We start from the raw sequence: 11,916 nt of genomic DNA, 5'->3' as shown, positions 1-11,916 counted from the left end.
AAGCCCTCACCCCGTGCTGTACTTATCCGAATACGCAGGACCGGCAAGCCCGGTCCCCCCGAGACGCCGAGAGGAGGCGATTGTCGTGATCAGCATCATCGAGACCAACAAAATGACCGATCTGTCGGTCGTCTCCGCCTGCTCGCTCGGCCTCGCCTGCTCTTCGGAATCTTCGCTGCGTGGCACCGGTCTGTCCGGCATTTCCGCCGTCAGCCCGCTGTCCCTGGCGAGCCTCCCCGTGCGGGAGCGCAATGAGCGACCGGCCCAGGCACCGACGGCAGCAGTAGCGAAGGGACAGGCCAAGGCGGCCTATGCCTTTGCGGCAGTCGGTGCCGGAGCCGAGCAGCAGACGACGCACCACCACAAGATGTGGGCCTTCCGTGGGCCTGAACCCTGGAGCGATCCAGCCTGATGGACCATCAGGCCGGCGCCTTCAGGGCCGCGGAACCCCACTCGGGATCCGCGGCCCTTTTGTTTTGTCCAAACGGACGACACAGCGAAGAGGCGCCTCGGGACAAGCAGCACCCGGTACCAACAGCCACCCGGCCGACCGGCCGGAACGACCAGACGAGGACACCACCACCGTGCAACTCGAAGCGCACGCCCCGTCCGTACCGCCTTCCGAAACGATCCCCCCGCCCGGCCTCACGGAGGACTCCACCTTGATCCCCCTCACTGCGCTCACCGCGCTCGACGACGCCATCGAGAACCTCGGCGTGCCCGTCCCCTGCCGCTCCTACGACCCGGAGGTCTTCTTCGCCGAGTCGCCGGCCGATGTCGAGTACGCCAAGTCCCTCTGCCGCACCTGCCCGCTCGTCGAGGCCTGCCTCGCCGGCGCCAAGGAGCGCCGCGAGCCGTGGGGTGTCTGGGGTGGCGAGCTCTTCATCCAGGGCGTCGTCGTCGCTCGCAAGCGGCCGCGTGGCCGTCCGCGCAAGAACCCGGTCGCGGCGTGATCGCCGGCCTGGAGGTCACGGCCCCCAAACCCATGAAGCGCATCGGAACCATCGACCGTCCCCGAACCCACGATCCCCGAAATCAGGCACCAATGTCCGTCCCCACGAATGAGCCCGTCGGCTCCGCAACACCGAACGTCACAAGCATCGGCGCGAACGACTCGCGTCAGAACAGGACCCGTGAAATGCAACTCATCCCAGAAGCTCTGGCTCGTGCGCATATGCACGACCGCCTGAGGGAAGCCGACGCGGAGCGCCAGGCCGTGCGCCTGGTCTCCGCCCGGCGGATGCAGCGCCGGGCGGAGCGCGCTTCGATGCGCGCCCGCCGCGCGCTGGCCATGGCGGTCATGCACTAGTCAGGCCGAAGAACCGCTCCACCCGCTGCCGGACAGCCGCTCTGCCCGGCAGCGATCACTACCTCTTGTCAGTACCCCTTCCGCGGGGCCGGTCCGAACGGACCGGCCCCGCGGTCGTGCTGTGTGGTGACGTGCCGCGCCGCGGGGACGGAGTTATCGTCACGAGGTGAACGAGGAGACTCATCACCCCGCACAACCGGGCGCGCATGTCGTGGTGTGCGCCCGGTGCGGCACCGCCGCCGACAGCGAGTACGCGCCGCCGACCTGGGTCTGCTCCGTGGAGAACGGCAGACGCCAGTACTTCTGTGACAACTGCGCCCGCAGCCATATCAGGGCGATCGAAGGCCGCCTCGACTCGCCCTGGTGGTGACAGGCCCGCCCAGGCCCGGTCCCGGGACCTATGCCTCGGCTGCCGCGTCGCCCACCCGTTGCTCCTGCTCAGGCAGGTCCGCGATCGGCAGGTCCGCGATCGGCAGGTCCTCGACGGCCAGGTCCCCGACGGCCAGGTCCTCGACGGACAGATCCTCGATCGGCAGGAACCCAGGGACCCAGGACTCCAGTTCGTCCCGCAGCCGCACCGTCGCACCCAGCTGACACAGCACTCCGATCGTGCTCAGCGTCACCCGGTGTATGAGCAGATAGGCGGGCGGCAGGTTCAGCTGCTTGCCCAGCTGATGGGCGGGGGAGCGGAGATCTGCTATCCGAGCCGCTTGATTGCGCATCCAGCTCCGGGTGAAGGTGAACTCCTCCACCTGCGCCGGCTCGATGATCGGCAGCAGATAGTCGAGTACCGCATTCGGGTCGAGGTCGATCGACTCCTTGACGAAGCCTTCCTCGCGCAGCAGTTCGTACACCGCTTCGGCGTCACCCGCCAGCGTGAGCCGCAACGAGTCCCCGATCGGCTGCGGCAGACCGCCCGGCAGCCGGTCCACCGTGCCGAAGTCCAGCACCCCGAGCCGCCACTGCCCGGCCTCGCCGTCCTCTGTTCCCGCAGGCAGCAGCCGGAAGTTGCCCGGATGCGGGTCCGCGTGGAGCAGGCCCGTGCGCGCCGGACCCGAGAACAGGAATCGGGCCAGCAGCTGGCCCGCACGGTCCCGCTGCTCCTGCGTGCCGTCCGTGATCACCTCGGAGAGCGGCACACCGTCGATCCACTCCGTCACCAGCACCTGGTCCGACTGGTGCACCACGCCCGGGATCACCACATCGGGATCGTCCGCGAACTCCTTGGCGTGCTCCTGCTGGGACCGCGCCTCCAGTTCGTAGTCCAGCTCCTCCGACACACGGTCGCGCAGCTCCGCGATGAGCGGTTTGATGTCCATCCCGGGGATCAGCGGGCCGAGCATCCGGGCGAAACGACTGAGTTGGGTGAGATCCGAGAGCAGGGCCTCCCCGGCGCCCGGATACTGCACCTTCACCGCGACCTCGCGCCCGTCGTGCCAGACCGCCCGGTGCACCTGCCCGATCGATGCGGCGGCCGACGGCTTGTCCTCGAATTCGAGGAACAGCTCCCGCCAGTCCTCACCGAGCCGCTCTGCCAGCACCCCGTGGACGGTGCGGGTCGGCATGGGGGGCGCCGCTTCCTGCAGTTTGGTGAGCGCCGCCCGGTACGGCCCGGCAACCTCCTCGGGCAGCGCCGACTCGAAGACGGACAGGGCCTGACCGAGTTTCATGGCACCCCCCTTCAGCTCCCCCAGTGTCTTGAACAGCTGGTCCGCCGTGCGCTGCTGGAGCTCGCGGGCCACTATCTCCGCAGACCTGCCGCCGATCCGCTTGCCCAGACCCCACGTGGCCCGGCCGGCGAAGCCGAGTGGCAGTGCGGCCAACTTGGCGGTACGGGTGACCGCTTTCCGGGGTAGATCAGACATACGCCCCTCCAAATCCCAGACTGCCGTGCCGCGTGCGGCGGTTACCCGGCCATTGTGTCCTGCGTCGTGCCGAGCCCAGAGGTGCGCTCCCCCTCAGTGTGCCCACCCGCCCCGCAGGAACAGTCGAGGTGCGCCCCGACCTGCTCCGACCTCCAGTCCAACAGCGGCAGAGCAGCCTCCCACCTGACCCCCGTGCTCGCGGGCAGTTCGCCGTCCAGAAAAGCCAGCGCATGGGCTGCGGCGAGACCGGCCACTGCTGTCGCGAGCCCCAGGTCGCACGCCTGCACGGCATTGCGTCGCCCGGACCGCCACTGCGTCAGCATCCTTGGCCACTGCGGATCCCGGTCCGTGCGGGTCAGCGCCAGGCATCCCGCGCAGCCCGTACCCCCGGGCAGGACCAGGGGGCCGACCACACCGGTGGCCTCGATCACCCCGGCATAGAGATGAGGAATGCCCGACGCGATCCACGGTTCGGCGGCGCGGGGGTCGGGGGCGTACACCGCGAGACCGTCCCGAGGGGCGACCACGACCAACGACAGCGCGGGCCCACCACTCGCAGCTGGGCCACCCGCTGACGTGCCACCCGCCGCGGCGTCCGCCGTCCCCGTCGCCCGCGAAGTGGAGCCGACGGCCGAGCGGCGGACCAACTGCCGGGCTGCGGTGTCCCTGCGCTCGCCGACCGCCGCTGCCGGAAGGCCGCCCGGCGCGATGTCGGCTGGCTCGGTGACTCCGCCGTCCAGGACCTCGACCCGGCCCACTCCGGCCCCGGACAGAACCGCGGCGATTGCCGCACCGACCCGGCCGGCGCCTCTCACCTGGACCCGCATCGCACGGCGGGCCGCCAGCCTGCGCATCCCGCCGCCCGGTTCGGGGTGGATGACCGAGAGCGACGCGAGGTCGGGGCGCTGCCGCTCCAGGACGTCGGCCCGGTTCCGTAACGCTGCGGCTTCCGGGCCGCCGGCCCGTACGTCGTCGATCAGCCCCGCGTTCGCCATGCGCCTCACCAGTGTGTCCACTTGATGATCCGAGAGATCCAGGGCCCGTGCCTCTTCGCGCAGCAGCGGCAGGCCGCGCGTTCCGTCGAGCAGTTCCAGGAAACTTCCGGTGGCGATATCCACCGGACCGAGCTTCACCGCGTGAGCGCGTGTCACTCCGAATTGCACGGTGTCCCTGCCACGCCAGGCGCGGCGCAGTGCGGGCTTCAACATCGGATGCATGGTCTCCCCCGGTCTCTGTCCGTCGTGCTGTCCAGCGTCGGTGCGGTCTGTGTGCGATCTCTGTGTGATCTCTCTGCGGTCGCTCTGCGGTCTCTGTGTGCGGAGCTTCGCGAGATCCGTTGCCAGAATGCAGGCAGGCATCGAAACGTGCAGAAAGTTATCCACAGGCAGGGGCATTAGTCGTTCAATTGGTGCATGCCGTGGAGTGGATCAAGCGTCAACCGCCCTGGGGGCGGGACTTCCCCCACTGACAGCGGGTAACGTCGTGGCGTGCCCGCCGACCCGTCACCCGGCTTCGCCGGCGAGACCCCCGCGCGCAGCGCCGGACATCATCAGCGCAGCGCGGCCAGCCATCCGCCCCGCGTCTCGGCGACGAGCGCGGTCGAGGTCCGCAGGAGCAGCCGCCGCAGCAGAACGGTCTCCGCGTACCGGGAGGGCGACCGCACCATCGTGCTGATCCCCGCCCGGATGTCGGAGGCGGAGGAGCAGCGCTGGGTGAGCGTGATGCTCGACAAACTCGCCGCCCAGGAGAGCAAGCGCATCCTCGGTGACAGCGAACTCGCCGAGCGTGCCGAGCGGTTGTCCGACCTGTATTTCGACGGCCGGGCCAGACCCGTGTCGGTGCGGTGGGTGACCAATCAGAACACCCGATGGGGGTCCTGTACACCGGCGGAGGGAAGCATCCGTCTGTCGCACCGATTGCAGGGCATGCCGGAGTACGTCGTCGACTACGTGCTCGTCCATGAACTCGCGCATCTCCTGGTCCCCGGTCATGGTCCGCGGTTCTGGCGGCTGCTGGAGGCGTACCCGCGGACCGAGCGGGCTCGCGGCTACCTCGAAGGAGTGGTGGCGGCCGACCGGCTGCCGCATCTGCCGGCCGCCCGAAGCGAGTGACGTTCGGTGATTCTGTACCGGGTGTGTACCGACTCAGCTCAATGTCGGAGTTTGCGGCTAGCCTGGCGCGACGCATTCACATTCGGGATGGGGGACGGTCGTTACGCATGGCAAGGGAATTCCAACGCGGCCACAAGGCCAAGATCAGCGATCTCACGCCGGGGACGGACCTGTACGTAGGTGTGCAGATCTCCGGCCCGGGACTGACCTTTGACATCAGCTGCTTCGGCCTCGATGCCAACGAGCAGCTCTCCGACGACCGGTATTTCATCTTCTTCAATCAGCCGAAGTCGCCCGAGGAGTCCATTCAGCTCCTCGGCGCCCAGGCCGGTGACACCGAGTCGTTCCGCGTCACTCTGGACCGCATTCCGGCGAACATCCACAAGCTGTCGTTCACCGCGACCATCGACGGTGCGGGGCAGATGTCGCAGGTCGGTCCTGGGTACATCCGGATCGTCGCGGGTGGCGAGGAAGTCGTCAGGTACGCCTTCACCGGCTCCGAGTTCACCACCGAGCGTGCGGTGATGCTGGGCGACTTCTATTTGAAGGACGTCTGGCGGTTCGCGGCCGTCGGCCAGGGCTTCGACGGTGGCCTCGACGCGCTGCTGAAGAACTTCGGCGGTGAGGTCGCCGAGGAGGCGCCCGCCGCGCCGCAGCAGCAGGCAGCCGCCCCGTCGTTCGCCCCGCCGCCGCAGGCGACCGCCCCGGCCCCGTCCTTCGGTGCTCCGGCCGCCCCGCAGGCCTCCCAAGTCCCGCAGCCCGCCCCGTCCTTCGGGGCCCCGGCCGCGCAGGCGCCCACCCCGCAGCAGCAGATGCATGCCGCGCCGACGATCGCGGCGCCGATGGCGCCGATGGGTGGCACCGTGCCACCGCCCGCGCCCGCCCCGGCTCCGTACGGACAGCCGGGCCAGCCGCCCCAGCAGCCGCAGTTCGGACAGGTCCCGGGCCAGCCCGTGCCCGCCGCCCCCTACGGGCAGCAGGCTCCGGCTCCGTACGGGCAGCAGCCCCCCGGCATGCCCCAGGGCGTACCGCAAGGGGTGCCGCAGGCGGCCGGCGCCGGCCTGCAGGCCGCGCTCCAGCCGTACAAGGAGACGGCCACCGGCCAGCGTTGGACCCCGCAGAACCAGCAGCTCATGCGGGTCGACCTCACCATGGGCGGTACGCCGGTGCTCGCCCGCCAGGGCTCCATGGTGATGTACCAGGGCAAGGTCGACTTCAGCTACAAGGGCGCCGGTTTCGCCGGCCGCATCGTCGGCAATGCCACCGGCCAGGAGATGCAGCTGATGCGCTGTACCGGCCGCGGGCAGGTCTTCCTCGCCGAGGACGGCTCCCATCTGCACGCCATCGAGCTCCAGGGCGACGGCATCTGCGTCTCGGCGGAGAGCGTTCTCGCCTTCGACGAGTCGCTGCAGCACGAGGTCCGCAGGATCGAGGGCCACGGCATCCCTGGTGGCGCCCTGTTCACCATGCAGTTCCAGGGCACCGGGACGGTCATCGTCAAGACCCACGGGGTTCCCGTCGTCCTGCCGGTCACGCCGACCACGTTCGCCGACTGCAACGCCATCGTGGCCTGGTCGTCGGCGTCCCAGGTGATCATCTCCAGCCAGGTCCGACTGCGCCGCAACGCGTACCCCGGGCACAGCGGAGAGACCGTGAACCTCCAGTTCCGGGGAGCGCCCGGCAACTTCATCGTCGTCCAGCCCTACGAGGTCTGAGGGAGCCCGTCATGAACCAGCAACTCGCGGGCTTCGCCCCGACCCCCGTCACGGCCCGGATGGAGAACCACGGCCGCACGATGCTCAAGGTCGCCATGGCCACCGGCCAGGACCTCTATGCGCGTACCGGCTCGATGGTGTCGTACGAGGGCTTCATCCAGTACGAACCGAATCCGCCCGCCGTCCGTCAGATCGCCTCCCAGTGGATCACCGGCGAGGGCGCGCCCCTGATGAAGTGCGCCGGTGACGGGCTGCTCTACCTCGCCGACTACGGCGCCGATGTGGTCGTCATCAATCTCAACAACGACTCGCTCTCGGTCAACGGCACCAACGTCCTGGCCTTCGACGGCCACCTCACCTGGGGCGTCGAGCGGGTCAAGGGGCTGGCCAAGTTCGCCGGCCAGGGCCTGTGGAACGTCTGCATCGCCGGCACCGGCTGGGTCGCCATCACCTCGCGCGGCACGCCGATCGTCGTGGACTGCGGACGCGGCGACGACGAGACCTACGTCGACCCGGACGCCCTCGTGGCGTGGTCCCCGAACCTCAAGGTGAAGGGCAAGCGCAGCTTCAAGGCCTCGTCGCTCATCGGGCGCGGAAGCGGCGAGGCGTACCAGATGGCGTTCTCCGGCCAGGGCATCGTCGTCGTCCAGCCGAGCGAGGACAGTACGGACCGCCTGCGGATCCGGAACTGAGGGGGAGGGAGAACACACCATGCAGAGTCCGCTTTTCAGCTACACGGAACAGCAGTCCCAGGAGCGGTACACCGTGCAGAACCCGCAGCTCCTGCGGGTCTCGCTGACCGGTCGCGACGACGTCCTCGCCCGCAAGGGCGCCATGGTCGCCTACCAGGGGCTGATGGAGTTCGACGGCGAGTACCAGTCGCACGGGCAGCGCCGCGCCCGCGCGACCACCGGTGAGGGCCTCGACCTGATGCGCTGCTCCGGGCAGGGCACCGTCTACCTCGCCAACCTGGCGCAGTACGTCCACGTCGTGGACGTCGACCACGACGGCATGACGGTGGACAGCGCCTACGTCCTGGCGCTCGACTCGTCGCTGCACACCGAGGTCATCGCCGTGGACAGCCAGTACGGCATCTCGGGCACCGGCAAGTACCAGCTCAACATCTCCGGCACCGGCAAGGTCGCCCTGATGACCTCGGGCCAGCCGCTGATGATGCAGGTCACACCCGACAAGTACGTCAATGTCGACGCCGATGCGATCATCGCCTGGTCCAGCTCGCTGCGGGTGCAGATGCAGGCCCAGACGCACTCCTCCGGGGTCTGGCGGCGGCGCGGCAACACCGGCGAGGGCTGGGAGCTGAGCTTCCTCGGACAGGGCTTCGCCCTGGTCCAGCCCAGCGAGGTGCTGCCCCCGCAGAGCGCCCAGATCGGACAGGGCCTGCGCGCCCAGTACGGCATGGGCCAGCAGGGAGCGCACGGCCAGAACCAGAACAACGCCTGGAACTGAGCCGCACCGCATGGACACGGGTAAGGGGCGGCCTCCTGGGAGGCCGCCCCTTACCCGTTGCGGTCCGTTACAGCTGCCGGCCGTTCTCCAGGGCCGCGCGTGTGCGCGCGACCAGGCGTACGACCGAGGCGTCGGCCACCTCGGCCACCTCGTCGTACGGGAACCAGTGCAGATCCAGCGACTCGTCGCTGATCTGCGCCGTGGCGCCCGACGGAGCCAGTGCCGCGTACTGCACATCGAGATGCCAGTGACAGGGTGCCGGGATCGCATGCCGGTCCAGCACCACCGGGCCGCCCGACAGCAGGGTCAGACCGCTGATGCCGGACTCCTCGGTGGCTTCACGCAGCGCCGCGGCAGCCAGCGTCCCGTCCTCGGGCTCGCAGTGCCCGCCCATCTGCAGCCACATCTGCAGCTTCCGGTGCAGCGTCAGCAGAACCCGGCCGCGCTCCGGATCGACGACCAGCGCGCTGGCCGTCAGATGCCCGGCCCCGCAGGCCTTCCACATGCCGTCCGGGTGCCGCGACAGATGGTCCAGATAGACCTGGCGCAGCTGCTCCTGGTCCGGGTCGGCCGATGACTCGTACTTCTTCAGTACGAGGACTGCGTCGTCGTACAGGCTCACTGGTCGGTGTCGTCCTTGCTGTCGCTGCCGCCCTTGCCGTCCGCGTCGCCCCGGTCACCGGTGTCGCGCTGGTCGTCCGCGGGCGTCTGGGTACCCTTCGCGGCCTCGCCGAGCATCTTGTCCAGCTCGGAGAAGTCCAGCTGCTCGTGGTGCACGAACCCGTCCGGGTCGTCCAGGTCGTTGGCGGTCGGCAGCATGTCCGGGTGCGCCCAGAGCGCGTCACGACCGTCGAGACCGCGTGCGTCCGTGAGCGACGCCCACAGCCGCGAGGCGTCCCGCAGCCGCCGAGGCCGCAGCTGGAGGCCGATCAGCGTGGCGAAGGTCTGCTCGGCCGGACCACCGGAGGCGCGCCGCCTGCGCATCGTCTCGCGCAGTGCGTCGGCCGACGTCAGCCGGGCCTTCGCGGCCTCGTGCACCACCGCGTCGACCCAGCCCTCGACCAGCGCGAGCGCCGTCTCCAGCCGGGCCAGCGCGGCCTTCTGCTCCGGCGTGTCCTCCGGCTGGAACATGCCCTGCTGAAGGGCGTCCTGCAGCTGCTCGGGCTGCGACGGGTCGAACTGGCCGACCACGTCCTCCAGCTTGCTGGTGTCGACCTTGATGCCGCGCGCGTACCCCTCGACCGCGCCGAACAGGTGCGAGCGCAGCCACGGCACATGGGCGAAGAGCCGCTGGTGGGCGGCCTCACGCAGGGCGAGATACAGCCGCACCTCGTCCTGCGGCACGCTCAGGTCCTTGCCGAATCTCTCGACGTTCAGCGGGAGCAGCGCGGCCTTTCCGGCCGGGCCCAGCGGCAGTCCGATATCGGTCGAGCCGACGACCTCGCCCGCCAGCACGCCCACGGCCTGCCCGATCTGCTGGCCGAACATCGCGCCGCCCATCGACCGCATCATGCCGATCAGCGGGCCCGCCATCGCCTGCATCTCCTCGGGCAGCACATCGCCCATGGCGAGGCCGACGCGCTCAGCCACCGGGTCGACCAGCTTCTGCCAGGCGGGGAGGGACGCCTCGACCCACTCCGCACGGCTCCACGCCACGGTCGAGACGGAACCGGACGGCAGCGACGTCACGCCGTCCAGCCAGAGGTCGGCCAGCCGCAGCGCCTCGTCGACCGCGGCCCGCTCCGAAGGACCGACGCTCGCGTCCTTCGTGCCGTCCGGGGTGCCCTGGGCGACCGTCTGGCGGGCGATCTGCTTGGCCATGTCCCAGTTCACGGGACCGCCCTCGTAGCTCAGCATCTGGCCGAGCTGCTGGAAGGCGGCTCCCAGGTCGTTCGGGTTCATCGTGCCGAACATCGCCGCGAACGGGTTGTCCCCGCCCGCGCCCGGCCCGAAGCCGAACGGGTTCGCAGGCCCGCCCGAACCCTGCCCACCTCCGGCGGGGTCCTTCTTCTTGCCCTCGTCGCCGTCTTCCGGCTCCTCCGGCGGAAGGCCGAATCCGAATGGGGTGTCACTCACGGGTTTCCTCGGCTCGTAGGGCCGCCGGCTCGAACCGACGGCGACTGCCCGACATCACCATCCAGCGTAGACACCAAGCCCGCTCGGGGCCTCAGTGCTCCGCCGACTCCCGGCCTGCGGCAGGATGGACGCCACCTGGTACGTACGCGTCATTCGGGTACGTACTGAAGACAACCGCTGGAGACGCCCGGTGAGTTCCCCAGATCCTCAGGTTCGCGCAGCGCGAAACCTGGCCGACCTTTCGCCCGAGAGCAAACCCTCGAAGAGCCGCTCCAAGAGCCGCGGCCCCGTCGTCGCGGTCACCGGTGCCGCGACCGGCGTCGGTGAGCTGCTCACCGCGCGCCTCGCGGCTTCCGAGGAGATCAAGCAGGTCATCGCCATCGACGAGCGCCGCGGCGAGGTCTCCGAGGCGATCTGGCACATCCTCGACGTACGGGATCCCGCCATCGCCGAGAAGCTGCGCGGCGCGGACGTCGTCGTCCACCTGGCACTCGATCTCGACCTGGAGACCGACCCCGCCGCCCGTACCGCGTACAACGTCCGCGGCACCCAGACCGTGCTGACGGCCGCCGCGGCCGTGGGGGTCCACCGGGTCGTGCTCTGCACCTCGGCGATGGTCTACGGGGCGCTTCCCGACAACGACATCCCGCTCGCCGAGGACGCCGAACTGCGTGCCACGGCGGAGGCCACCGGCGTCGGCGACCTCCTGGAGATCGAACGGCTCGGGCGTCGCGCACCCCGCGCCCATCCCGGCCTCAACGTGACCGTGGTCCGCCCCACTGTCCTGGTCGGCGGTACGGACACGGCGCTGACCCGCTACTTCGAGTCGCCGCGCCTCCTGGTCGTCGCCGGATCGCGCCCCACCTGGCAGTTCTGCCATGTCGACGACCTGGTCACGGCCCTGGAGTACGCCGCGCTGGAGAAGATCGACGGAGAGTTCGCGGTCGGCTGCGACGGCTGGCTGGAACAGCAGGAGGTCGAGGAGCTCAGTGGCGTCCGCCGGATGGAACTGCCCTCCGCGGTCGCCCTCGGCGCCGCCGCCCGGCTGCACCGGATCGGCCTCACCCCGTCCCCGGCGGGAGATCTCGCGTACACGATGCACCCCTGGGTGGTCAGCGTGAGCCGTCTGCACGACGCCGGCTGGCGTCCCGGGTGGACCAACGAGGAAGTGCTCGCCGCCCTCCTCGAAGAGGTCGAGGGCCGCCACACCGTCGCGGGGCGCAGGCTCGGCCGCAAGGACGCCACCGCGGCCGGCGCCGCCGGTGCGACCGTGGCGCTGCTCGGCACCGCCGCCCTGGTCCGCCGTGCCCGCAAGGCCCGCCGCCGCATCTGAGACGTGTCCGGCCGCGGTGTGTCCGGGCAGGACCGGGCCG

13 protein-coding genes are annotated in these 11,916 nt (G+C 70.0%); 9 read left to right on the top strand and 4 right to left on the bottom strand.

What is annotated here, in order from left to right:
* Positions 1-85 precede the first annotated feature (85 nt).
* The 4 genes from OHA88_RS18480 to OHA88_RS18465 all read left to right on the top strand — a co-directional run bounded on the left by OHA88_RS18480 (position 86) and on the right by OHA88_RS18465 (position 1,679).
* Positions 86-412 (top strand): hypothetical protein, encoded by a 327-nt coding sequence (locus OHA88_RS18480; protein WP_328626330.1) that lies wholly within the window; start codon positions 86-88, stop codon positions 410-412.
* Positions 413-584: 172 nt separating this feature from the next.
* Entirely contained in the window at positions 585-953 is a 369-nt protein-coding gene (locus tag OHA88_RS18475) for a WhiB family transcriptional regulator (RefSeq protein ID WP_030915514.1), read from the top strand.
* A gap of 32 nt (positions 954-985) precedes the next feature.
* Positions 986-1,309 (top strand): hypothetical protein, encoded by a 324-nt coding sequence (locus OHA88_RS18470; RefSeq protein ID WP_030915517.1) that lies wholly within the window; start codon positions 986-988, stop codon positions 1,307-1,309.
* A gap of 166 nt (positions 1,310-1,475) precedes the next feature.
* The gene (locus OHA88_RS18465; protein ID WP_267002107.1) at positions 1,476-1,679 is read left to right on the top strand and encodes a hypothetical protein; all 204 of its coding nucleotides are present in this window, start codon (positions 1,476-1,478) and stop codon (positions 1,677-1,679) included.
* Positions 1,680-1,707: 28 nt separating this feature from the next.
* Here the strand turns inward: OHA88_RS18465 and OHA88_RS18460 are convergent, their stop codons facing one another.
* Both OHA88_RS18460 and OHA88_RS18455 read right to left on the bottom strand, forming a co-directional pair.
* The gene (locus OHA88_RS18460; RefSeq protein WP_328626329.1) at positions 1,708-3,174 is read right to left on the bottom strand and encodes an ABC1 kinase family protein; all 1,467 of its coding nucleotides are present in this window, start codon (positions 3,172-3,174) and stop codon (positions 1,708-1,710) included.
* A 41-nt stretch (positions 3,175-3,215) separates the two neighbouring features.
* Entirely contained in the window at positions 3,216-4,391 is a 1,176-nt protein-coding gene (locus OHA88_RS18455; RefSeq protein ID WP_328626328.1) for a ThiF family adenylyltransferase, read from the bottom strand.
* A gap of 270 nt (positions 4,392-4,661) precedes the next feature.
* Here OHA88_RS18455 and OHA88_RS18450 point away from each other — a divergent pair, with 270 nt between their 5' ends.
* The 4 genes from OHA88_RS18450 to OHA88_RS18435 all read left to right on the top strand — a co-directional run bounded on the left by OHA88_RS18450 (position 4,662) and on the right by OHA88_RS18435 (position 8,467).
* Positions 4,662-5,285 (top strand): M48 metallopeptidase family protein, encoded by a 624-nt coding sequence (locus tag OHA88_RS18450; RefSeq protein ID WP_326605674.1) that lies wholly within the window; start codon positions 4,662-4,664, stop codon positions 5,283-5,285.
* 107 nt (positions 5,286-5,392) lie between these two features.
* The gene (locus OHA88_RS18445; protein ID WP_328626327.1) at positions 5,393-7,000 is read left to right on the top strand and encodes a TerD family protein; all 1,608 of its coding nucleotides are present in this window, start codon (positions 5,393-5,395) and stop codon (positions 6,998-7,000) included.
* A gap of 11 nt (positions 7,001-7,011) precedes the next feature.
* Positions 7,012-7,692, top strand: coding sequence for an AIM24 family protein (locus tag OHA88_RS18440; RefSeq protein WP_267002097.1), 681 nt, complete (start codon positions 7,012-7,014; stop codon positions 7,690-7,692).
* 19 nt (positions 7,693-7,711) lie between these two features.
* Entirely contained in the window at positions 7,712-8,467 is a 756-nt protein-coding gene (locus OHA88_RS18435) for an AIM24 family protein (RefSeq protein WP_328626326.1), read from the top strand.
* Between the two features lie 67 nt (positions 8,468-8,534).
* On the opposite strand, the gene OHA88_RS18430 is transcribed toward OHA88_RS18435, so the two are convergent.
* Positions 8,535-9,089, bottom strand: coding sequence for an NUDIX hydrolase (locus tag OHA88_RS18430; protein WP_328626325.1), 555 nt, complete (start codon positions 9,087-9,089; stop codon positions 8,535-8,537).
* Positions 9,086-10,543 carry a zinc-dependent metalloprotease gene (locus tag OHA88_RS18425; RefSeq protein ID WP_328626324.1) on the bottom strand — a complete coding sequence of 486 codons (1,458 nt, stop codon included), beginning with the start codon at positions 10,541-10,543 and terminating at the stop codon, positions 9,086-9,088. The genes OHA88_RS18430 and OHA88_RS18425 overlap by 4 nt, the downstream gene beginning before the upstream one ends.
* Positions 10,544-10,733: 190 nt before the next feature.
* On the opposite strand from OHA88_RS18425, the gene OHA88_RS18420 reads away from it, so the two are divergent.
* Positions 10,734-11,876, top strand: a complete 1,143-nt coding sequence (locus tag OHA88_RS18420; protein ID WP_030915547.1) for an SDR family oxidoreductase — start codon at positions 10,734-10,736, stop codon at positions 11,874-11,876.
* The last annotated feature ends 40 nt before the right edge of the window (positions 11,877-11,916 follow it).

The organism is Streptomyces sp. NBC_00353 (assembly GCF_036108815.1).
GTDB lineage: Bacteria > Actinomycetota > Actinomycetes > Streptomycetales > Streptomycetaceae > Streptomyces.
This window is presented reverse-complemented; position numbering and strand designations above follow the sequence as displayed.